Annotated in this window: 17 protein-coding genes and 2 pseudogenes; 8 read left to right on the top strand and 11 right to left on the bottom strand. The window is 41.0% G+C overall.

The features are described 5' to 3' along the window. Positions 1–64 precede the first annotated feature (64 nt). Positions 65–796, bottom strand: a complete 732-nt coding sequence (psb32, locus tag H6G86_RS05680; protein WP_190933504.1) for a photosystem II repair protein Psb32 — start codon at positions 794–796, stop codon at positions 65–67. Positions 797–1,176: 380 nt separating this feature from the next. Here psb32 and surE point away from each other — a divergent pair, with 380 nt between their 5' ends. After that, positions 1,177–1,857 carry a 5'/3'-nucleotidase SurE gene (gene surE / locus H6G86_RS05675; RefSeq protein ID WP_190933503.1) on the top strand — a complete coding sequence of 227 codons (681 nt, stop codon included), beginning with the start codon at positions 1,177–1,179 and terminating at the stop codon, positions 1,855–1,857. Positions 1,858–2,090: 233 nt separating this feature from the next. Here surE and H6G86_RS05670 read toward each other — a convergent pair whose 3' ends face one another. Beyond that, positions 2,091–3,542, bottom strand: coding sequence for an MFS transporter (locus tag H6G86_RS05670; protein ID WP_190933502.1), 1,452 nt, complete (start codon positions 3,540–3,542; stop codon positions 2,091–2,093). Between the two features lie 98 nt (positions 3,543–3,640). Here H6G86_RS05670 and H6G86_RS05665 point away from each other — a divergent pair, with 98 nt between their 5' ends. The 3 genes from H6G86_RS05665 (at position 3,641) to H6G86_RS05655 (ending at position 6,588) form a co-directional block, all read left to right on the top strand. Continuing rightward, positions 3,641–4,159 (top strand): phosphoribosyltransferase, encoded by a 519-nt coding sequence (locus H6G86_RS05665; protein WP_190933501.1) that lies wholly within the window; start codon positions 3,641–3,643, stop codon positions 4,157–4,159. Positions 4,160–4,401: 242 nt separating this feature from the next. Then, the gene (locus H6G86_RS05660; RefSeq protein WP_190933500.1) at positions 4,402–4,956 is read left to right on the top strand and encodes a GIY-YIG nuclease family protein; all 555 of its coding nucleotides are present in this window, start codon (positions 4,402–4,404) and stop codon (positions 4,954–4,956) included. Between the two features lie 3 nt (positions 4,957–4,959). Further along, positions 4,960–6,588, top strand: coding sequence for a DGQHR domain-containing protein (locus H6G86_RS05655; RefSeq protein WP_190933499.1), 1,629 nt, complete (start codon positions 4,960–4,962; stop codon positions 6,586–6,588). 31 nt (positions 6,589–6,619) lie between these two features. On the opposite strand, the gene topA is transcribed toward H6G86_RS05655, so the two are convergent. Together topA and H6G86_RS05645 are read right to left on the bottom strand one after the other, a co-directional pair. Further along, on the bottom strand, positions 6,620–8,791 hold the full coding sequence (topA, locus tag H6G86_RS05650) for a type I DNA topoisomerase (RefSeq protein ID WP_190933498.1): 2,172 nt from the start codon (positions 8,789–8,791) through the stop codon (positions 6,620–6,622). Between the two features lie 197 nt (positions 8,792–8,988). Continuing rightward, positions 8,989–9,159, bottom strand: a complete 171-nt coding sequence (locus H6G86_RS05645) for a hypothetical protein (protein WP_190933497.1) — start codon at positions 9,157–9,159, stop codon at positions 8,989–8,991. A 1,081-nt stretch (positions 9,160–10,240) separates the two neighbouring features. Between H6G86_RS05645 and H6G86_RS05640 the strand changes: the two are divergent. Then, positions 10,241–12,385 (top strand): annotated as a pseudogene (locus H6G86_RS05640) (calcium-binding protein); the annotation flags it as partial. 123 nt (positions 12,386–12,508) lie between these two features. Here the strand turns inward: H6G86_RS05640 and H6G86_RS05635 are convergent. Both H6G86_RS05635 and H6G86_RS05630 read right to left on the bottom strand, forming a co-directional pair. After that, positions 12,509–13,531 (bottom strand): tRNA-dihydrouridine synthase family protein, encoded by a 1,023-nt coding sequence (locus H6G86_RS05635; protein ID WP_190933495.1) that lies wholly within the window; start codon positions 13,529–13,531, stop codon positions 12,509–12,511. Positions 13,532–14,030: 499 nt separating this feature from the next. Continuing rightward, on the bottom strand, positions 14,031–14,477 hold the full coding sequence (locus H6G86_RS05630) for a TOBE domain-containing protein (protein WP_190933494.1): 447 nt from the start codon (positions 14,475–14,477) through the stop codon (positions 14,031–14,033). Between the two features lie 231 nt (positions 14,478–14,708). Here H6G86_RS05630 and H6G86_RS05625 point away from each other — a divergent pair, with 231 nt between their 5' ends. Both H6G86_RS05625 and H6G86_RS05620 read left to right on the top strand, forming a co-directional pair. Beyond that, entirely contained in the window at positions 14,709–14,852 is a 144-nt protein-coding gene (locus H6G86_RS05625; protein WP_190933493.1) for a hypothetical protein, read from the top strand. Continuing rightward, the gene (locus H6G86_RS05620) at positions 14,849–15,646 is read left to right on the top strand and encodes a hypothetical protein (RefSeq protein ID WP_190933492.1); all 798 of its coding nucleotides are present in this window, start codon (positions 14,849–14,851) and stop codon (positions 15,644–15,646) included. Before H6G86_RS05625 ends, H6G86_RS05620 begins: the two co-directional genes overlap by 4 nt. Positions 15,647–15,651: 5 nt before the next feature. On the opposite strand, the pseudogene H6G86_RS39965 reads toward H6G86_RS05620, so the two are convergent. From H6G86_RS39965 to H6G86_RS05610, 3 genes and pseudogenes are all read right to left on the bottom strand, one after another. Continuing rightward, a pseudogene (locus tag H6G86_RS39965) lies at positions 15,652–16,023 on the bottom strand (DUF4351 domain-containing protein). An 86-nt stretch (positions 16,024–16,109) separates the two neighbouring features. Beyond that, positions 16,110–16,511: an RpnC/YadD family protein gene (locus H6G86_RS39835; RefSeq protein WP_313930541.1), complete on the bottom strand. Its 402-nt coding sequence runs from the start codon at positions 16,509–16,511 to the stop codon at positions 16,110–16,112. Positions 16,512–16,572: 61 nt separating this feature from the next. After that, positions 16,573–17,127, bottom strand: coding sequence for an acireductone dioxygenase (locus tag H6G86_RS05610; protein ID WP_190933491.1), 555 nt, complete (start codon positions 17,125–17,127; stop codon positions 16,573–16,575). Positions 17,128–17,454: 327 nt separating this feature from the next. On the opposite strand from H6G86_RS05610, the gene H6G86_RS05605 reads away from it, so the two are divergent. Continuing rightward, the gene (locus H6G86_RS05605) at positions 17,455–18,900 is read left to right on the top strand and encodes a deoxyribodipyrimidine photo-lyase, 8-HDF type (protein ID WP_190933490.1); all 1,446 of its coding nucleotides are present in this window, start codon (positions 17,455–17,457) and stop codon (positions 18,898–18,900) included. A 263-nt stretch (positions 18,901–19,163) separates the two neighbouring features. Here the strand turns inward: H6G86_RS05605 and H6G86_RS05600 are convergent, their stop codons facing one another. Both H6G86_RS05600 and H6G86_RS05595 read right to left on the bottom strand, forming a co-directional pair. Continuing rightward, complete coding sequence (locus H6G86_RS05600) at positions 19,164–20,141, bottom strand: hypothetical protein (RefSeq protein ID WP_190933489.1); 978 nt, start codon at positions 20,139–20,141, stop codon at positions 19,164–19,166. Positions 20,142–20,348: 207 nt separating this feature from the next. Further along, positions 20,349–21,527, bottom strand: coding sequence for an MFS transporter (locus H6G86_RS05595; protein WP_190933488.1), 1,179 nt, complete (start codon positions 21,525–21,527; stop codon positions 20,349–20,351). Positions 21,528–22,121 lie beyond the last annotated feature (594 nt).

Raw genomic sequence — 22,121 nt, 5'->3', positions numbered from 1 at the left:
GATTGAAGGAAAAATCTAAAATCTGAAATCTAAAATCTAAAATTGAATGACCCTGATTATCCAATTACCCATCAGATGATGGCTGATTTATCTGATAAATGTAGTAAGTCGCCATTGGGATGACGGTGGCGGCAATTAACAACCCTACTACCCAAGCAGTAGCGTTACCTTGGTTGGTTTCTTCTGCTTTCTTGTAGGTGCCTTCTACTTGTACATTGTCAGTAACTTGGGGTGGCCCCGGATCGGCTTTACCGGAGAGGACGGCAACAAGGCGATCGCTAGCATCTAGAAATGCCTGATTGTATTTGTTACCATTGCGTAACGGCACACTTACTGTTTCAGTAGCGACACTCTCGGCAATAGCGTCAGTGAGTAAAGGTTTGACTTCATCCCCAGTAATAATGGAAGTACCATTGGTAACTGTGTCAATAACCAATAAAGTTTGATTTGCTTGGGCTTCTTTTGTCGGAAACCATTTTTCAAACAACTCTTTGGTAAAGCTTTCTGGTGTTTCACCGTAGTCAAGGCGGCGAACAGTCACAATTCTGACTTCCTTATTTGTTTGTTTTGCCAAATCCTCGAAAGCACTGCTAATCTTACCTTCATTCAGACGGCTGATAACCTCACCTTGATCCAAAACCCAGGTGTCTGCTGTGAGGCTGGATAATTGATACACACCTGTGGCTAAAGCAGGTGTGGCAAACAGCGAGGCTGTTAAAATAACCGTCACCAATGTTAAAACCAGGCGGATGAGGTGTTTTTGACTACTAAATATTTGTTTGAGGAGCTGTTTCATCGTGTGATCCCTAAGACAGACTTGCACCAAAAATACTACAGAACTAGTGCAAAAATCACCTCGTTCGCGGTTTTCTCCGGGATCAAGTTTTTGCTACTACCAGCAGATATATATTTTACGGGATTTTTTGATTGCACAAACTTCTGATGATCGCGTTTGCAAGCATAAAATTGACAAGAAATACCGCCCATTTTGAGAATTAACCCAAATGCTTAGGGCGGAATTTGCAAACCATCTAGAAATGATATCGTATAATGAGTATTTTTGGCAGAAAGAAGTATAACTTTTCATATATGCAAGTTGCTTTTCCTGCTATACCCTTTTATGGGTTATCTCTGCAACTTCTCTGATATTTTGGCTAAATCTAGAATAATATATACATGACTATAATTTTAACTAACGACGATGGCATTGATGCCCCCGGTATAAAAGCTCTAATTAAAGCTGTAAATGGCAAAAATGTTATTATCGCTGCTCCTGCCGATCATCAGTCTGGGTGTGGACATCAAGTTACTACCACTCGTGCCATCAACCTCCAGCGACGTTCTGAGACTGAATATGCGATCGCAGGCACTCCCGCCGATTGTGTGAGAATTGCAATAACACAAATTAACGCAGATGTCAATTTTGTGCTTTCAGGTATCAACGCTGGGGGCAACTTGGGAGTCGATGTCTACATTTCTGGCACAGTGGCTGCTGTGCGGGAAGCCGCAATGCACGGTATTCCCGGAATTGCTATTTCCCACTATCGCAAAGCCAAGCAGAATTTTGATTGGGATCTGGCTGCCAAATTGACAGCTGAAGTTTTAGCTGACTTACTCAAGCGTCCCCTAGAACCGGGAAGCTTTTGGAATGTGAACTTGCCGAATCTGCTACCAGGAGAACCACATCCTGAGATAGTGTTTTGCCAAGCCTGTAGCAGACCTTTGCCTGTCAACTATCGAATTGAAGGCGATGATTTTTATTATGTAGGAGAATATGGCAAACGCGATCGCACCCCTGGTAGTGATGTGGATGTATGTTTTTCCGGCAATATTGCTGTAACTCAGTTAAGGGTTTGAAACTTTGACACTCTTAGGTCTAAAGATGCTAAGATTCTTGATTTTTCCAAACAGCATTAACCAAGTTTGGGGGTTTAATTCCCCTACCTGTACAGACAGTACATTTTGATGCCTAATTAAAATCTCCCTTACAAAACGTAATTACGAATTACGAATTACGTTAGCGTAGCGGTAGCGAGTCTACGATAGCGAAGCATTAGCGACGCAGGAGCGTCGCGTCATTACGAATTATTTTAACTTCCCCTCTTCTCTTGTCGTTCTTTGAGTTTTAGCATAATTTCTGCGTGCATCTCGCGGGTAATTGGGTAAAAATACGTTAAAACTAAGCCAAAAATCAAACAAACTGTAGGTATGGGGCCAACAGCAACGCGAATAGCAAACAGTGCTGATTCCGGTTGGATGGGTAGTGGACTTCCGGCTACAGATTCTTTGAAACCCGATACTTGCAAAGCATTTCCCACCAAAAATAGCCCCAAAGCTAAACCAAATTTTTGTAGCAAAACCATGAAGCCATAAAAAATGCCTTCTCTGCGCTGTCCGGTTTGCAGTTCATCTAATTCAATCACATCTGGAATCATCGACCAGGGAATTAGATAAGCTGTGGATACACCAATACCTGCCATCACAGCCATCACATACATCAAAACTATTTGACCAGGCTGTAAGAAAAATAGTCCGGCCGCTGCTATAATCCACAAACTCATTCCCAGAAAATAAACAACTTTTTTGCCGATTTTTTTACTCAACGCTCCCCAAACAAATAGCATCAATAAAGCAGTTCCTTGCACTGCAATCATGACTGTGGGCACATCTGATTCTTTGAGTCCCATACAATTGACTACAAAATAGGGAATAATGCTGGCTGTTACCTGCACACCTAGCCAAGAACAAAGATATATACCAATAACAAATAAAAAAGGTCGGTTACTAAAGACAATTTTTAGCTGTTCAAAGAAAGGGAGAGATTCAGGTTCCTCGGTTTGGATGCGTTTGGCCTCAAAGGCCAAAATGCGATCGCGGACTCCAAAAACGCACCAATATAATCCTAAAATCGAAATTACAGTAGAAACTGCTGCTAAAACTATATATTGTTGTTGGCGATCGCTAATTTGAGAAAAAATAATTTGCGTTAAAATCAACGACAGAATGCTGCCACCAATCGAGAATGTAAAGCGATAGCTGTTAAGGCTGGTGCGTTCGTCGTAATCTTGAGTCAGTTCTGGAGTCATTGCCGTATAAGGCAAATTTACAACCGTGTAAAACGCTTGAGATATCACCCCAATCGCTACGTAATACCAGAACAGCGGCCAAATATTCTCACTCTGATTTGCACTAAATCGCGGTACAATCCACTGCAAGAAGAAGAAAATCCCAAAGGGAATAGCCCCATAAAACATCCAAGGAAGACGACGACCCCAACGACGAGATTTCGTTTTATCAGTCAGAAACCCGACAACCGGATCATTTACCCCATCCCAAATTTTGCCAATCATCAAAATACTGCCAGCTAAACCCGCAGGGATACCAGCGACATTCGTGAAGAAAACCAGCAGAAAAAAGACGGAGATATTTGCAGTGATTGCCGGGCCTAAATCTCCTGCACCGTAAGCCAGTTTTGTTTTTAAGTCGAGTTTTTCACTAAGAATATCTCGTTGGGCATCGCCATCAGCAGCATAATCTTTCATAATAACTTGCGCTCATACTAAAATAAAAAGTTTGCGTAGGCGTAGCCCGTCGTAGACATCGCCTTCAATACTAGCCATCTACCACTCCCGTTAGACTTATGCCAGACCTTTATGTTTCTTGGTCAGATTATCACCAAAAAATTGAACAACTGGCTATCCAGATTTATCAATCCAGTTGGGAATTTAACCAGATTATCTGTCTTGCCAGAGGAGGATTAAGAGTTGGAGATATTCTCTCCCGGATATATCAGCAACCTCTGGCAATCTTAGCAACCTCATCTTACAGTGGCGCTGGTAAGCAAGAAAGAAGTAATTTAATTTTCTCCCGCCACTTGACAATGACTGCCGAAAAGTTAGGTTCGCGCATTCTCCTAGTAGATGACTTAGTAGACTCTGGGATCACACTCCAACAGACTATACCTTGGCTCAAGCAAAATACTGATTCCCCAATTGCGGAAATTCGCACCGCCGTTCTTTGGTATAAAGCCTGTTCAGTTATAGCACCCAATTATTATGTCGATTACTTGGCTGACAACCCCTGGATTCATCAACCCTTTGAACGCTACGAAAATTTGAACCCCGCAGAACTTGCGGCTAAAGCAAGGAAACTGTGTTAAAAGATACATAGGCTCATATTCACCAGCTTTTAGCTGTTCTTTACTTATGCTAAAGCCCAGATTGCAACCTCTAAACAGTCTATATTCTGTTTTAGGAGCATCGTTTGTCTTTGAGATGTACTCTTGTTCTTCAGGCGTGAGTAGATGCCGTCTTAAATGTTATGTGTTGAGGAAAGGCATAGCTTTCTGCTCATGGGTATAGAATAGAGCTTTTTCATTTAAATTTTTTATGATTTCTATCTATGGAAGAAACAGTCCACGACAACTTTTTCAAGAACTTTACTGTAGTCACGGCAACTATATCTGCCGCAGATTATCTTCCTGAAACATCAGGTATTTATGCCTTGTATCATGCATTTGATTTTTTAGAAAATAAATTATCTGACCATATAGATAACCGTATGAAAAATACGGTATTTAAAACAAAGTTTTCTGAGAAAGATAATAGAAGCAAGTTCATTGTGGATACTTGTGGAGAGTCAGTTGGTTTGTCTCCAAAAATGGATAAATTTCTCCAAGCTGTTTCTCAGCCTAAGGATAGAAGATTGTTAAAAAATCTTCTAATCTCATGTAGCATTTTCCAATGTCCAGATTACATTGGCACTGCAAACAACTTAAGAGATAGATTTATTCAGCATTTGGAGCGAGAAGATGGTTTTTTCTCAAAGTACGGAAACTCAAGACTAAATGATGAATTTCTATTCGTTAGTTTCCCTTGCTCAAAAAATATTTCTAGGGAGTTGGAAAGCCTGTTAATTCAACTATGTCAGCCTAAGTTTAATACACAAAGGAGTTAAAAAATGGAATTAGATAATCAGTCTCCAGAAACTATTGAATATAAAGCAATCAGTGGTAAGTTTGGTGATGTTAGGTACTTTATAACAACTCTTAATCAAAGCGATGCAGTTGAAAATATTCAATTTGCTGATGACATTCAAAATAGTTGGAGCTTCTCTGAACGAGTTCAGAGAAAACTAGATGAAAATAGAGCGAATACAGACATATTTCGTTACCTAGCGCAGGGTGGAATTCGCTTTTTTAATTCAATTGTAATCGTGCTTTTGCCCAACTCGAATGATCAAAGAGAGTTTTGGGACTTCTCTGAAGTTAGAAGTCAGGGGAAAACTGTCGAAAAATGGGTAAATTTAAAGCTGTATAAGAATGTAGCTAGAATTGTAATTGATGGTCAACATAGACTTCTTTCATTAAAAAGATATTGGAACGCTCATACTGGAAAAGACCCTTTAAGTTCTCAACAAATGAATGAGAATTTCAATTGCTCAGAAACATTTGATATCCCAGTGGTTTATTTAGTGTTTGGCGATCTTGGCAGGGTTGGTCATGCGGGCTTAAGCGAAACTGTAAGAGATGAGATAATCAAATCAACTCGCAATATTTTTACAGTTATAAACAAGACTGCGAAATCAATAGATAAGCAAACTCAGCTATTGCTTGATGACAGTAAAATATCAGCATTGATTCCTAGAAAGCTTTTAGAGGAAAGAATACTTGAAGAGAGATTCATTAGATGGTCTTCCACATCAACAAGTTTGACCCAATCAGAACCTTATTTAACCACTCTAGATTTGGTTAGCCAATGTACTATTGAATTATTAAAAGATTATCCGAAGCAAGCTTTAAAGAAATCATTTAATTCACCAACTGAGCGTAATATTGCTCTGGAGACTTATTACGAGTCTCATCCTAAACTTCAAGAAATAGGTACAAAAAAATTGCTTAAGTGGTTTTTCAATGAACTTCAGCCATTCAAGGATTGGGTATCACAAATTCATCATGTAAATATAAATATTCCTATTCAACCGGAGCAACCTAAATTAGATGTAAATCAAAAAGCAAGTATAAAGGCAATGCGAGATGCCAGTATTTTATATACTATTTTTGGACAAAAAATTCTTTTTTCCGCTGTTTCAAGGTTCTTACTTAGGATAAGAGCCGAACACCGTATTCCAGAGATTCTTGATAAAATCTCGCAGAGTATTACTAAAATGGATGAAGCTGAATTTTTCAGACGCAATCAATCTCATTGGCATCATGTTTTAGTGCAGCCAAATGCAAAACTTAACATGATAACTAAAGGCCCTGGATCTGAAAGATGTATAGAGCTTATCAAAATGATTTTTTTGAATTCCTCTGATGGCGTAAGAGAATTGATAAAACGAACTAAAGAAGACATCAGTAATGAGGTTGACTGGAATGAAACCTTGATTTCTAATTGGAGAAAAGAGTTTCACGTGGAATTACCTAAAGTTGATTTAATTGATGAGCAGATAAAAGAATCTTCTGAATCAGATGAATCCTTTGCTGAAGTTCGAGATTTTCTTGACTCTTCTGAGGAGGACGAAGAGGAATCTGATGAAATTGAAGATGATGAGGATATTTTTAAAGAAACTGAGGAAGTAAAAGACTAAATTGAATGACCTCCAACACTAATAGCTAAAATCAGTTAGGTTTTGATATCTCCCCAAACTTAGGACTCCACCACCCTTTTGGCGTACTGAAATAAGCTACATCTTTATGTTTCGTATCTTTACGGGATTGTGAGTCAGAACATCGCAACATTGTCTTACTCTGCCCCTCTTTGATGTAACTGTACTCCTCTAGAGGTTTCTTACATACCGGGCAGGGATATGCCGTCATCTTGACGGGAGGCTTTTGTTGATTTTCAGCTTTGACTGTTTTAGCTTGTGGTGGCTGCCAAGTTTTGTTAAAGTCGCTCCAAAATAGCACGACATTTTCACAGCCTTTTGTACATTTGAGGAAATATTTCTTTTTAACTTTAGTACTCGGAATTTTGGCGAGAAAATTTTTGCATTCAGGGCATCGCGTTTTGGAAGTTTCATATTTTCGCTCAGTTATCACATTAGCTTTACCTGTTGGGGAACTCGCAACTACAGTTTTAGCTTTGGAAAGCGCTGGTACAAAATAATTCTGATTCCAACTAGTTAAATAATGCTGCCAAGAATTTTTTCCTTCGGAAATTGCATCAAGGGCATCCTCCATTTTCGCTGTGAATTCCGCCTCTAGTAAATCTGGTAGTGCTTTGAGCAAAAACGCATCAACTTCTAACCCTAAAGCTGTTGGTTGCAGATGGTCTTTTTTTAACTCGACATAATTGCGTTTTTTTAAGGTAGCAACAGTAGGAGCATAAGTACTTGGGCGACCAATTCCTTTACGTTCCATCAGTTGTACTAATTTGGGTTCACTATAACGAGGTGGTGGCTGCGTCTGCTTCTTTTCATGTCCAGCATTCTCCAGTTTCAATGCTTGTCCCTGTTGTAATGAAGGTAAAATACTATCCTTGCTGAGATTGTTCCAGTACCGGGCATAACCGTAAAATTCAATCACTTGCCCTCTAGCTGACCACAGTAGAGAACCAGACTGAGTAATCACCAGAGTTTTACGCAATTGGGCAGCACGACACTGAGAAGCAATTGACCGTTTCCAGATCATTACATAAAGATTAAACTCATCATTAGGAAGTTCTAAACGCAATTGAACTGAGGGACGAAATACATCTGTTGGACGAATCGCCTCATGTGCTTCTTGAGCTGATTTGCTACTACGATGCTTGGCGACTTGCTGCGGTACATTCTGCGGATCATTTTGCTCTAACCATTTACGAGCGCTGGCACAAAATTCTGGACTCAGCATCACTGAATCTGTTCGCATATATGTAATCAGCCCTGCCTCATAGAGCTTTTGAGCCACAATCATGGTTTTGTCAGGAGCAAACCTCAGCTTTGAACCGGCTGCTTGCTGAAGGCTGGAAGTTGTAAATGGTGGCGGTGGCTGACGGTTAACAATTTTTCCTTCAAAATGAATCACCTGATGAAGATGTCGCTGTGCTTCTTCAACTAAACGTGTAGCCTCTGCTTCGGAAAGAACACGTTTAGATTCCGGTGTTTCTGGACTATTACCAACCTTCGCGTCATCATGAGTTTCAGTTTCTTGGTCTGCTGTATCTTTTGCAGAATCGACCGTCCCTTTGTAAAAAGCCCGAAATCCTTCAGCATAATCTACCCAAACACTCCAGTAATCTTGGGGGACAAAAGCCAGAATTTCGTTTTCTCGCTGACAAATTAGGTGCAACGTCGCGCTTTGAACTCTGCCAACGCTCTTCGCGCCGTTATTTAATGCCCAAACTAAAGGACTGCCTTTGTAACCTACCAGCTTATCTAGACAATCTCGGCACAATCCAGCACCAATCAAATTTTGGTCTAGCTTTCTGGGATTAGCGATCGCACTCTGTACCGCCGATGCTGTAATCTCAGTATAAATTACTCGTTTCGGTTCCCTTAAACCCAGCGTTTCTTTGAGATGCCAAGCAATTGTCTCGCCTTCCCGGTCTGGGTCAGTTGCTAAGACAACTTCATCAACCTGCTTCACCGCAGATTTGAGCTTCTGGATTGTTTCTTTTGCTCGTTGGTCACGCGGAACGTAATTGCACCTTACATTACTGCCTTCCATGACGAAGCCCAAGGAATCGTCCCCTTCATTGCTGAGTTCTCGGATATGGCCACAACTGGCTAAAACTTTCCAATCTGAACCCAGAATTTGACTGAGTTTTTTGACTTTTCCGGGAGACTCTACCACAAGCAGGCGTTTGATCATAGCAACTGCATTCTAGATTTTGAGCAATAAACTGGCAATTGCAATTAGCGCTCGCCTATCTTCGTCATCTGGATTTTCTAGAATACTGTACCAAAAAGCTTTGGAAATTGCTCAACTCAGTTTAGAGGTAAATCATCTCAACACTATCCATTTATACCTTTGTATAACTGTTGCTTCTGTCACCTGACGATAATGAACTAATGTGAATTGCGATCGCAATTCGTTTGAGTATCTCTGCGTCTGTAATTTTGGTAAGCGATCGCGATTATTGCACAGATATAATCTATTACCAGCCGTAGGCTAGCAAGAACCGCAGGCATCGCAGCGCTCAAAAATAAAAAGATGTATTTTATCAATACTTCAAGCATCTTGAGGTTTCCTGCTTTGAAAGCCTCGGCTCAAACTTCTTTGTAACTGCTGTCTGTAAAATTTTGACTATAAACTCTGAAAATGTGAAGAACACACTAAGAGGATTTTTTAGCACATAAGTAGGTCGGCAGAAAAATTTACAAGTATGTAACAACAAATTAATCATGTTTCAGGCATTCTTCCAAAAAAACTATGTCTGACTCCTTGCACTTTGCTTTTCATCCTCGAAGAAAGTTTATACCAAAGTCTTTGTAGACCAAGCTTTTCCCGTTTATCAAAACAGAATTTAGGAGTCAGGATTCATCCTGAATCTGTATGATTGGCGGATAGCGCAGCGTCTCGTAGAGAGCATCTTGATTACGACCGGAGTAACGGAAACGTCTTTGTTAGCGTAGCGGGGCGTAGCCCATTCTGATTCCTTCTTCAAACCGATTGCGATTTATTTATCTTTACATAGTTTACTTTTTTCACGACTATTTACTTACATATTTCCCCTACAATGTAAAGAGTATGCAAAGATACTTTTTGAAGTATAGACATACAAGTAAATTTCAGTATTTAGTTAGTATCAGGTTATTTAAATGTTCTCTCTTTTTAAGCTAGACACCCACAGGCAATAGCCCACAACGAGGGGATGAAAATAACCTTCTGTATCAAGAGTTAACTGTTCCCTATTTTCAAGACACTAGGATTTACGCATTGACAAAAAAATTAAAGTATGAAGTGTGATTTTCAGGCATTTAAGCTTGATTTCGTGATGTTTTTGCAAGAATGCCTAAGTTGGGGCTACGCCTACGGTATTTAATCAAGGATGCTTGTAAAAAGCCTGAAATGAACTATTTGAGTTCATGCACAAAGTCATTAATTTGTACAGTGCATGAGATTTTGATATGCAGATAGGTGCTAGTTGCAATCTGCTCAACAGTGTGGATTTTCAATAAAAATTACTGTCCCTCCAGAGGGAAATCAAAATATGTCGAAAGTGTCAACTATCGGCGGGTTTTTGTGTTCTAAAACAGTATTAAATCAGGGCTGAGAAATTTAAATTTACGGGAATATCGATTAAGGAAGGTAAAAGTTATGACAAATATCATTGGAACTAACAGTAATGATATTCTACTGGGCAGTAATGACGCTGACATAATTAACAGTAAAGTAGGCAACGATACCATTACAGCTCAACAGGGCGATGACACTCTGACTGGTGGTGGCGGCAAGGATAAATTTATTTACAACTTGGGTGATGGGACTGATACTATCACTGATTTTGGTGGCATAGGTAAAGGAACAAACCCGACAGCAGCAGTTATTGGCGAAGTGGATACGATCAAATTCCAGGGTGCTGATTTGACTGCCCAAAATCTGTTGCTTACCCAGAATGGTAATAATCTGGAAATCACCTTTGATGGGGTTGCTAATACCAAAACGATTCTAAAAAACTTCAAACTAGAAAACCTCGATAACCTGAAAGCTTCTGGAAACAGACCAGCTATTGGTAATATCCTGTTTGATGGGCAAACTAGCATCACCGATAGTTTTGATGTCTTTGATGCCAACTCCACTAAAACTAGCGTGTTCAACAAGAACACGGTGACTTTCCTCAATGACCTCGACAACAATGTTACAGGTTTAGATAACTCAAATGATGTTATCAATGGTCAGGGTGGGAATGACCGCATCGATGGCAAGAGTGGCAACGACTTGCTGCGGGGTGGTACGGGAAATGATACCCTCATTGGCGGTGCGGGGAACGACACCCTTATTGGTGATGCTGGCAATGATTCCCTCAACGGTGGTGCTGGTAATGACTTGCTACGGGGTGGTGCTGGGAACAATATCCTCAACGGTGGTGCTGATGACGATAACTTGAATGTTGACTCTTCAGCAGGCAATAATCTTTTGTGTGGTGGCGATGGCAATGATATTCTCTCGGCATTAGGGGACTACGAAGGTAATGTGGTGTCTGGTAATAATACTCTCAAGGGTGGCGCTGGTAACGATACCTTGATTGCTGACGGTTCCGCAGGCGATAACTTACTGGATGGTTCCAATGGCAATGATTATCTCTCTGCCTCTAGTGGCTACTACGACCCTAAAGTGTCTGGTAATAATACTCTCAAGGGTGGCGTTGGTAACGATACCTTGAGTGCCTTACTTTCAACAGGTAAGAACTTCCTGGATGGTGGTGATCATAACGATTATCTCTCTGTCAATCTTTCCTCTGGTAATAACACCCTCAACGGTGGTGCTGGTGACGATTACTTGAGTGCTAATATTTCAACAGGCAATAATCTGCTGTCTGGTGGCGATGGCAATGATTCTCTCTTTGCCTCAGAATTTGAGGGCTATAGGTTTGATAACACTTCGGGGAATAACACCCTTAACGGTGGCGCTGGTAGCGATTACTTAAATGTTAACTATTCACGAGGCAATAATCTGCTTTCTGGTGGAGATGGCAATGATTCTCTCTCCGGTTCTAGCTACGGCCGCGGCTTCGGAGGAGCTTTTTATAACACTACTGGAAATAACACCCTCAACGGTGGTGCTGGTGACGATAATTTGAATGTTGATTATTCAACGGGCAATAATCTACTCAATGGAGATAATGGCAATGATTATCTCTCAGCTTCTGGCTACGAATACGACAATTCTGGCGACGAAAAAGGAGTTTATCGCAGGACATCAGGCAATAACACCCTCAACGGTGGCACGGGTGCTGATAAATTGATTGTTGATTATTCAACAGGCAATAACCTACTCTTAGGAGGTGATGATAATGATTACATCTCTGCATTTGGCGCATTAGGGAATAATACCCTTAGCGGTGGTAATGGAAATGACACCCTCAAAGGTGGCAATGGAAATGATATCCTAACAGGTGGTTTTGGTAATGATAGCCTCTATGGAAATGATGGTAATGATACCTTTGTTTTCAATGGCTTTAATCAAGGTGTTGATCATCTTTATGACTTCAACGTAACTAATGACCGGATTCAGGTATCGGCTGCTGATTTTGGTGGCGGGTTATCAATAGGTTCACTTCAACAAAGTCAGTTTATTGTCGGAACATCTGCAACGACAAGCAATCAACGATTTATCTATGATTTTTCTACAGGTGGACTGTTCTTTGACCAAGATGGCAGTGCATCTGCCTTTAATCAGGTAAAATTTGCCCAATTATCTGCTGGATTGTCACTAACCAACGACAAAATTGTTGTTGCTTAATGGTGATTAACACTCTTCCATAAATAAACAGCACAGATAGATTGCGAGGTACTATTTTCAGCACCTCGCATTCGTATTCATAAAGCGTCAAAAATGCCTATTTCAAATAGTTGCCATAGTTACTTAAACGCTCAAGGAGGGTGCTAGGGCTAAAGTTTTCGTCAGATCGGCAAGGAGAACGCGATCGCAGAGGTTAAACAATTCTATCTCGGTCTGCGTCTGTCGCATCAGCCGCAGGAAATGACCTTCAGCGTCAACACTCAGAGCAATGTAGTTGAGGAACATTTTCAGATAGCCTACACGCGATCGCTCTGGCATAGTTGCTGCTGTGGGGGTCTGCCATAAACGATCAATATAGTTGCGGACTTCTACTAAAGGAACGGGTGCGATCGGCTCAAAGCGCAAAGCCTGCCGAATTTGATTAAAAATCCAAGGATTGCCAATCGCCCAGCGCCCTACCATCACACCAGCCGCGCCCGTTTGAGAAAGCACTTCAATAGCAGTTTTTGCAGAGTTGATATTGCCATTGGCAAGTACTGGACAATGAACTCGTCTAACCGCTTCAGCAATCAAATCATATCTCACTGCCCCGTGGTACATATCTTTGACTGTGCGACCATGCAAACTCAACAAATCAATGTTGTGGCGATTGATTATATCTAGAATTTTGTAAAAGTTATCTGTATTTTCAAAACCTACGCGCATCTTGACAGTCAAAGGGCGATCGTTCACTGCCTGCCGCAATTCTGCTAAAATCCGATCCACTTTTTCTGGTGAGAGCAACAATCCACCCCCAACATTTTTGCGATAGATTCTAGGTGCTGGACAGCCCATATTCAAATCAACTCCAGCGATATTATAGCGGCACAGATCAATTGCTGTTCTTACTAAGTCTGGAATACTTTCGCCAATCATTTGAGCAAAAACGGGGCGACCCGTGTCGTTTTCGGTGATTGCTGCCAGAATGTTACGATTGAGCCGTGAGGTATCATTGACGCGGAAATACTCGGTAAAGAAGTAGTCAGGGCTGCCGTAGTGGGCAATGACCTTCATAAACCAGAGGTTTGTCACATCCTGCATAGGCGCAAGAGCGGTGAGCGGTAGGTATGGATGGAGCGATTGGGGGAGCGATACCTGGGACGACATGAATATGAGAACGTTTGACAAAGCATCACTCTATCAAAAAATCCTTACTAAAAGTTGTAACCTTTGTCAGTTTTGCTGTAGGTGTAGATGCGATATCTACGATGGTCACTGAGCTTCTTGTATTGAGCGCAGTGGAAGTATATCGTTTGTGCAGCGTCTCGTAGAGAAGTGCGGGCTACACCTACGCTAGACAAAACTTGTAAGAGTACACATCTGTTATTTGTGTCAAATTCAAATTACGGTTAAAAGCAGTAGGGACGCATAGATATACGCCTCTATAGCCAGCCAATTAATTGATTATCAAGATTTTTGAAAAGCAGTATAAAATATTGTGTGGCAACAAGCAAAACAAGAATCATACTAGTTAATCCCTCAGCAATTTTTTTTACCTGTTGATAATTCTTTTAGCTCTGCAATTTCATCAAATGATATATACTCAATTTATCTTGCAGTTCTTCACCATCAAAAATTAATACCCAACGCCTAAAATCCCGTATTTTTATTCTCTAGCAATGACAATATCGTTCGACTTAATCACTGCATAAGCTTCTTTCCCCTCAGATAGTTCTAACTCTTCTGCCGAAGCTCTGGTGATAATTGAGGTTAATTCTACTTTATGAATAATTTCCAGAGTTACCTCACTATTAACTGCTCCATAAACAACTCGTTTAACAACACCTTTAAGAATATTACGAGAACTAACTTTTAGTGATTTTTTGGGAATAGTACTTTCTATGTCAGGCTTTTGAGTATAGTATATATCTTCCCGTTTTTCCTGCTGAGGTGGTGGTAATACGGCGGCTGTTGAGTGTTGAGTGAGACTACGCACAAGTTCTCGCAAAATCTCAGTCTTGGTGCGTTGAGACTGTTCGCAAAACTCCTCTAGAATCTTCCGCTCGTCCTCTGAGGTTTGAAATGTAACCCATCCTTGTTCTTTTCTTGGCATAATAATATTATTTATCAATTTTGGTTATCTTGGTAAAATTCTACCAACTATCAATTCGATATGTCGTTTTAGTAATAACATTTTTTTGCGATAATTTTCGGCATTTTTAGCAAAATTAATCAACTAATCTGCTCCAAATAACTACATAAATATTTATTTTTTTGTAGTTGCAAAATATTTTGTTACTTGAAAATGTCTAAGCGTCACTATCTTTATACTAACTAGGATAGTATGATATTGGTCTATGGCATTTGTCGAGATAGCGATTGCAGGGGTAATCTGGCAGAAAATTCCACTGGCGTAGGCGTAGCCCGTCGCAGACATCGCTTGAGTGCCCTAGGATTATCTAAGCGTGAGTTCACAACCGGAGGATGAAACACCTAAAATCGCGTTCTCAAGACCTGCGGAGTTTATTTGAGAACAATATCACCATTGAATATGTGGCAGAACCCCTCAAAGCTATGCCAGCTAATGCGGAGGTGACAGAAGTGCTGCATTGGATGCAGGCACAAAATTTTGATGTTATCGGCGTTGAGACAGGAGATATTATCAGCGGTTATGTAGAACGCTCTAGTTTGATTCAAGGTAAAGAAGGCAAATGTGGCGACTATCAACGGGTGTTTCATCCCAAAGAACTAATAGCCATTTCTACCCCATTGATCAAGTTGCTACCCATCCTACAACAAACTCCGCGATTGTTTGTCTTGGACTGCAATCAGGTAAGTGGTATTATTACCTGTGGCGACTTACAGAAAGCACCCGCGCGAATGCTGCTGTTTGGATTGGTAACGCTCCTAGAAATGAATTTGCTGCGGCTGGTGCGGATTTATTATCCTCAAGATTCTTGGCAAAAAGTCCTCAAACCTGAGCGCTTAGATGTTGCTCAACGGTTATGGCGAGAGAGTCAGGAAAGAAACGAAGCTACGGATTTGTTAGATTATCTGCAATTCTGTGATAAGCGAGAGTTGATTTTGAATCAGCCAGAACTTCTCCAGCAACTGGGATTAAAATCCAAACGGTTTGGTGAACGCTTCCTAAAGTCTGCTGAACAGTTGCGAAACCGATTAGCTCATGCCCAAAATCTAGTTAGTGGCTCCTCTTGGACAGAGTTGATTTCTCTAGCAGAAGCGATGGAAACGCTGTTAATTCTCTGTGAGGAAGTTGAGTGAATCTTTCAGCTTCGCACTACATTATTTAACCATTTTGTCAAGTCAGATGATGTGGAAAAATCTAATAGCGCCTCACTTAAATCCTCTAATTGAGTAAGAGACAAATCTTCAATCTGCGATGTCTACGACGGGCTGTGCCTACGCAATTCTGGAGCAACTATACCAATTCGCCGAGGAAGTTGGCGCATAATTACTGACAATGCCTCTTCTCGTCTTCCCTGCTCAATTCCTTGTCTAATAATTCTTTGATAGACCACAGATTCCTGCATAAGCTCCTCCCGCAAAAGGCTTGTGATGAGATTGTTGTTATATTTTAACCCTGCAAGCAACTGAGTACAGGCTGAGATATTTCGTTGCTGGCTGGGTTCTTCAATCATATCTACCTGAGCAGAAACTTGAGAGAGCAAGGATTCAGGGGAATCTGTTCGCACTAAAACCGCCAAAGGTAAAAGACCAACAGACGCTAGCAAAGGAGCGGGGTCTTGCTCCCAAATGCGAATGGAACGGAAGTATGAACTGTATTAGTGTCAGTAAATTGTTCAATAAAAACTGCGTTTGCAGTGGTTTCTTTGAGGTAGATGACAACCTGTTCAATAGGATAAAAACTGTATTGCCGACGCAGCTTCGCGTAGTAGTCTAGCATCCGAATCGGCATTGGCGGGATTGAGACAGGTGCAACTTGGAACTCCAGGTGGAGAATCTCTTCTTGGGGATTTAGCAAAATAATGCAGTCTGCTCTAACTGGCTCAACACTCAACTCAGTTTTGAGGTCTTTAACGTCTGCTGGAGTTCTGCCTAACAACCAGGTGGCAAAGCTTTCGGGATACTGTTCTGAAAGATAGCGGCAAACGTTATCGATGGACATTGAGTTTAAAGTTAAAGCATTAAGTAAGAAATATCAGAGTTTGCAATAATGTAACTGAGCTTTAACCTGGCTTATTGAGTGAATCACTAACTTGAGTACCCGTATAATTGGGAACCCAACTTTCGGCGATCGCAAAATAGCGTACTGCTTTGAAATTCAACGACGCAGTTGGACTACACCAATGCTCAACCTCGGCGGGGATGTAAAGATAGTCTTGTGCCTGAACTAAAAGCTGTACCTGACTGCCATCAGGTCGTACAAAGCCATAGATGATTTCTCCTGCTAACACGTAGAGGGGTTCAGGTGCAGGATGAGTATGGTAACGGCTGTAGGTTGCTATCAGATGGTGAAGATTAAAGGAACCTGGATGCACATTTAACAAGTCACACCAGATAGCGCCATTTTCTTGCTGAAGAAATTCAAAAACGCTGTTATGGAGTTCCACACAATAACGTTTCTCCGACTCAGTTAAAACGTCCTGGCTTAACAGATTGGGGAAGAGTAGCGATGTTCCTGGATCGTAGTGTCTGAGTTGAATGCCAAAAGGCGCAAGTTCACGAGCTATTTCGCCTAAATCGCTCTCAATCGTACCGTCGTCAAGTAGTAGGTTAGCCATGACAAAAAGACTAATTAACTGTTAAGAAGAGTATACTCTATCTTTGAGCTAAAAAGTCACTATTCCCGACTGACAAACCGGGGAATGGGGTAGGTAGGAAGGAAGGGGAGCAGAGGAGGCATGGGGAGCAGGGGGAGCAGAGGAGAATATTGATTTAATAATCAATGCCAATTCCCAATGTCCAATGCCCAATTCCCAATTCCCAATTCCCTATTCCCTATTCCCAATGCCCAATTCCCATTTACAGAATATAATTTATCGCCAGAATGATGTTCATTGGTACCACTAGCATCTAAGCTAGTACGGGTGAACTATATCTAGGATAGAATGTCTGACTTAATTCTGTTTTGGCATCGGCGCGATTTACGCATTTCTGACAATACGGGGCTGGCTGCGGCAAAACGGCGGAGTCCGAAGGTTGTGGGCGTGTTTTGCCTCGATCCACATATTTTAGAACGGGATGATGTTGCTCCTGTGAGAGTAACTTATATGATTGGCTGTTTGCAGAAACTCCAAGAGCGATATGCTCAAGTTGGTAGCGAGTTATTAATACTACACGCTGATCCTGTACAAGCTATACCAGCTTTAGCAGAGGCAATAAATGCCAAAGCTGTTTTTTGGAATTGGGATGTAGAACCTTATTCACAAGAACGCGATCGCACCGTTATCAATGCCCTCAAAGAAAAAGGGATTGAGTTTCTTAATCAAAACTGGGATCAAATCCTCAATTCCCCAGATGAGATCCGCACAGGTGGTAACAGTCCTTACACGGTTTATACCCCCTTCTGGAAAAATTGGATTATCAAACCGAAAGCGAACCCAGTTGAAACACTGCAAAATGTTGAGGGATTAACAGAAGCTGAACAAGAAATTGCCAAACTTACGGGTTCTGTGACATTACCTTCAGCTAAAGATTTAGGGTTTATTTGGGATGAACAATTAATTATTTCACCAGGAGAAGCGGCGGCAGAAGAACGATTAGAAGAATTTACAAATAAAGCTATTACTGAATACCAAGAACAGAGAAATTTCCCCGCAGTTGACGGAACATCACAACTGAGTGCAGCATTAAAATTTGGGGTAATTGGCATTCGCACCGTTTGGCAAGCCACCATAGAAGCACTAGAAAATAGCCGCAGTGAGGAAACAGCAGTTAATATCCGCACATGGCAACAGGAATTAGCCTGGCGGGAGTTTTATCAACATGCAATGTATAACTTCCCGGAATTAGCTGATGGTGCTTTCCGCGACACCTTTAAGAACTTTCCTTGGGAAACTAATGAAGAACATTTCCAAGCTTGGTGTGAAGGAAGAACTGGCTACCCGATTGTGGATGCAGCAATGCGCCAGATGAATGAAAGTGGCTGGATGCACAACCGTTGTCGAATGATTGTTGCTAGTTTCCTCACCAAAGACTTGCTTATTAATCCCCAATTAGGAGAAAAATACTTTATGCAGAAGTTGATTGATGGAGATTTGTCTGCTAATAATGGCGGTTGGCAATGGAGTGCTTCTAGCGGTATGGACCCCAAACCTGTGCGGATTTTCAATCCAGCTAGTCAAACACAAAAATTTGATCCAGAAGGGGAATATATTCGGCAATGGGTATCAGAATTAAGGTCTGTAGATACAGAATATTTAGTTACTGGAAAAATTCCACCTTTAGAACGTCATGCTGTTGGCTATCCCGACCCAATTGTGGATCATAAAATACAACAAAACCAGTTTAAACTGCGTTATCAACAACAAAAAAATATTAGTGGTGGTGAGTAAGATAGTTGGTTTTTAATATTTATTCATAGCATCTCTGGCTAATCAAACTTACTTCAAAAACGTTTGTAGTCATGACTGAAGTCCTGATTTTGCTCGCGTAGCGTCTCGGAGGAAGTACTAAAGTCTTTACTACTAGGACTTACGCAAAAAACCTCTCAAACTCTTATTCCTCCGTGTCCTCTGCGTCCTCTGTGGTTCGATTTTCCGTTGCTTGTGCGTAAGTCCTGACTACAAACATATCAAATATTTTAACGGGTATCAGATTACGTCTTGATAGGTACACGAGAAATTGTCCATAACACGATCAAAAAGATTAAGTAAATTGCGCCAACCAATCCAAACTCAATCAGAGGAATATAGGTTACTTCGTAAATTCTGCCCAATCCGCGTTCAGTAAGTCCATAAACGACCATTACACTCACTAAAAAGGCTGCGTAGATAGTACGTTTAGTCCAGATACCAACAGGTAGACCGTGGAGTTGGGTAAGTACTAAAATGCCAAGAAAACCAAAGAGAAATGTTGGCCACTTGCTTTGTCCTAGCATCAAAGATACAACTACACTATGTAAAACCACTGTAATTTCTAAAGTGAATGTCCACCAACGGTTGACATGGGCGCGGTTAAAGATTAACGACGATTGGAGCAGAAGCAAGAACATATAGAGAAAACCAATTAAGTGTCCTACAGTCGCTTCCATTGGATGATACCAGAAGGTGTAGATGGCGGCGAAGGAGAAAAAGTAGCCGTGGTACAGCTTGATAATTTGCAAAAACTGTTGATGGAATGGAACAGAATTGCCAAAAAACAAACCGCGTCGAGGCGTTTCTAAAATCAGTACGAACACCAGTAACAGTACAACTGCACCTTGAGAAGCCCAAATTGAAGTATCTTGAGCGAGAGCATCGTACCAAATATAGGTCTGGAGGAAGTGTAAAGCGATAAAGATACCATTGATACCAAGCATGAGGTAATTTATCGGGTGCAGAGCTGATTTGTATTTCAACTGCGATCGCTGCGCCCACAATATACACGCCCAGATACTAAACTGATGCCCAATGTACATACCCCAAGCTGTCGTTCGACTCCAAAAGGTTGGTTGGGGAAGCTTCCAGTAGTACCAGTTTAATCCTTGGTCAGGAAGTTTGATTATGCTTGCAGGAATGCTCCCACCGATCCAAATTGCGTAGGTTAGGAGGATGCTTACAAAGATGCCTAAAAATAATACTCGGCGACCTGTCATATTATTAATTCGTAATTCGTAATTCGTAATTCGTAATGACGCTCGTTCGCGGAGCGTGTCGCAGATAAGACTCGCTAACGTAATTCGTAATGTTTAATAACAAGGGGAGAATAACCTTCTCAAAGTCCTTCTTTTTAAGGAGGATTTAGGAGGATATAAAGTTTTGGATACATCAGTAATAAATTTAGATCCTCTAAGATATAGATGTTAGGCTACACGTTCTTTGTTTGATTCAGATGCACTTTTAGTAACTCGTAAACTAAGAAGCAAAGCTACGATCATTACTAAAAATCCGCTCAAAAAAGGAGAATCACTCCCAAATTTCATAAAACTAATCCCTGCCCAACTTGGCCCAACAATGCGTGCTAAGGCAGAGCAAGAACTGGCAATTCCTAATATTTGTCCTTGCTCTTCTGGGGCAGTCATCTGGGAAATTAGGCTATTCAATAGTGGTTGACTGACACTGATTCCCCATGCCACAAGTGTAGTAGCAACCAACAATAAACTTAAGCTTTGTGAGAATCCAATTAGCAGTAATCCTAAACCTAAACCTAATATCCCCAAGGTAAGTAATTTTATTTCACCAAAGTGTTTCTTGAGAAATCCGATTAGTCCTCCTTGAACGATTGTGCTAACAATCCCCATGAAAGCAAAAAGATAACTAGTTTGTTGAGGGCCCCAGTTTAATTGCTGCTTAGACCATAAAGCTAATGTAGAGTCCATAGCTGCAACTGCAAAGGTAACAAAAAAGTAGATGCCTACAAGCACACAAAACTGGGGACGCTGTAACAGTTGTAATAAGTTCAGCCGTCGCCGGCGGTGGCGATTAGCTTGCATTTTGGCTTTAGTTTCAGAATTTAGAGATTCAGGAAGTAACGTCAAAGCACAAAGCAATGCGAATAAAGATAATCCAGCTGAGAACAACGACGGTAAATGAAAGTTAGCGTTGTCTGGATCTGACCCGATGAGAAGACCTCCAATAGCTGGGCCGAGAATGAAGCCAAGACCAAAAGCTGCTCCGATTATGCCCATACCACGGGCTCTATTCGTTGGTGTGGTAATATCTGCGATATATGCCTGAGCAGTACTAATATTTCCTGCCATAATTCCCGCAAGACTACGAGCAAGAAACAACATCCATAATGAGTTAGCAAAGCCTAAGCCTGTGTATGCTATTACAGAACCGAATAAGGTCAGTAATAAAACCGGACGACGACCGTAGCGATCGCTAAATCTGCCCCATACTGGTGCAAATAATAACTGCATTAAAGAATAAATAGCTACAAGTAGAGTGGCTTCATTAGGTTTTGCGCCGAATTGTTCAGCATACAAAGGCAGTATCGGCAGAATAATTCCGAAGCCCAGCAGGTCTATAAATACAGTCAAAAATAAGACCAATATAGGCCTGCTATTATTTTTGCTCTCCATAGTGCAATTCCCTTTTATAAAAAATATGTGTAACTTGGATTGGTTGTATGGACAGCAGGGAATGCTCAATCGTAAAGACCCATTGAATGCAATCAGTAATCAGTTCAAGCAAAATGCGTGTATTTGAGCGTGGTTGAGCGAAATAGCGTGGAATAAACCCATTATGAAAATTAAGCCAGTAATACTACTAATAAAAGCAACTACGATTTCGTGCTTCCGTATAGCTTTTTGTATCTTAGCTTCTATGATGTGTTCTACTTCTTTGTATGACATTGACTTTGATTTGGCTAAAGATCAAAATGTTGCGGAACTTACGTCTGATAGAAGTTGGAGTATGTCTAGAACTTCAAACTTCTTCAATCACGAGCTATTTCGACGCTGTGTGAGCCTCAAAATAAGTCGTATTGATCGTGACGTTAACGAGTATTGTTAACATCATTCGTAATTACAATCAGTGCTAGATGATTTCCGTAAAATAAATTACCTGATCGACCTATTGAGCAGGGTAAAGGCATCTAAAGTATAAGAATCCTTTAATAGCAAGGGTTTTGG

Source organism: Nostoc sp. FACHB-133 (assembly GCF_014698055.1).
Taxonomy (GTDB): Bacteria; Cyanobacteriota; Cyanobacteriia; order Cyanobacteriales; family Nostocaceae; genus Nostoc.
This window is presented reverse-complemented; position numbering and strand designations above follow the sequence as displayed.

What these genes read in the sequence shown, in the direction of transcription:
- psb32 (WP_190933504.1), bottom strand. Translation starts at nt 796, where the DNA reads ATGAAACAGCTCCTCAAACAAATATTTAGTAGTCAAAAACACCTCATC.
- surE (WP_190933503.1), top strand. Translation starts at nt 1,177, where the DNA reads ATGACTATAATTTTAACTAACGACGATGGCATTGATGCCCCCGGTATA.
- H6G86_RS05670 (WP_190933502.1), bottom strand. Translation starts at nt 3,542, where the DNA reads ATGAAAGATTATGCTGCTGATGGCGATGCCCAACGAGATATTCTTAGT.
- H6G86_RS05665 (WP_190933501.1), top strand. Translation starts at nt 3,641, where the DNA reads ATGCCAGACCTTTATGTTTCTTGGTCAGATTATCACCAAAAAATTGAA.
- H6G86_RS05660 (WP_190933500.1), top strand. Translation starts at nt 4,402, where the DNA reads ATGGAAGAAACAGTCCACGACAACTTTTTCAAGAACTTTACTGTAGTC.
- H6G86_RS05655 (WP_190933499.1), top strand. Translation starts at nt 4,960, where the DNA reads ATGGAATTAGATAATCAGTCTCCAGAAACTATTGAATATAAAGCAATC.
- topA (WP_190933498.1), bottom strand. Translation starts at nt 8,791, where the DNA reads ATGATCAAACGCCTGCTTGTGGTAGAGTCTCCCGGAAAAGTCAAAAAA.
- H6G86_RS05645 (WP_190933497.1), bottom strand. Translation starts at nt 9,159, where the DNA reads ATGCTTGAAGTATTGATAAAATACATCTTTTTATTTTTGAGCGCTGCG.
- H6G86_RS05635 (WP_190933495.1), bottom strand. Translation starts at nt 13,531, where the DNA reads ATGTCGTCCCAGGTATCGCTCCCCCAATCGCTCCATCCATACCTACCG.
- H6G86_RS05630 (WP_190933494.1), bottom strand. Translation starts at nt 14,477, where the DNA reads ATGCCAAGAAAAGAACAAGGATGGGTTACATTTCAAACCTCAGAGGAC.
- H6G86_RS05625 (WP_190933493.1), top strand. Translation starts at nt 14,709, where the DNA reads ATGATATTGGTCTATGGCATTTGTCGAGATAGCGATTGCAGGGGTAAT.
- H6G86_RS05620 (WP_190933492.1), top strand. Translation starts at nt 14,849, where the DNA reads ATGAAACACCTAAAATCGCGTTCTCAAGACCTGCGGAGTTTATTTGAG.
- H6G86_RS39835 (WP_313930541.1), bottom strand. Translation starts at nt 16,511, where the DNA reads ATGTCCATCGATAACGTTTGCCGCTATCTTTCAGAACAGTATCCCGAA.
- H6G86_RS05610 (WP_190933491.1), bottom strand. Translation starts at nt 17,127, where the DNA reads ATGGCTAACCTACTACTTGACGACGGTACGATTGAGAGCGATTTAGGC.
- H6G86_RS05605 (WP_190933490.1), top strand. Translation starts at nt 17,455, where the DNA reads ATGTCTGACTTAATTCTGTTTTGGCATCGGCGCGATTTACGCATTTCT.
- H6G86_RS05600 (WP_190933489.1), bottom strand. Translation starts at nt 20,141, where the DNA reads ATGACAGGTCGCCGAGTATTATTTTTAGGCATCTTTGTAAGCATCCTC.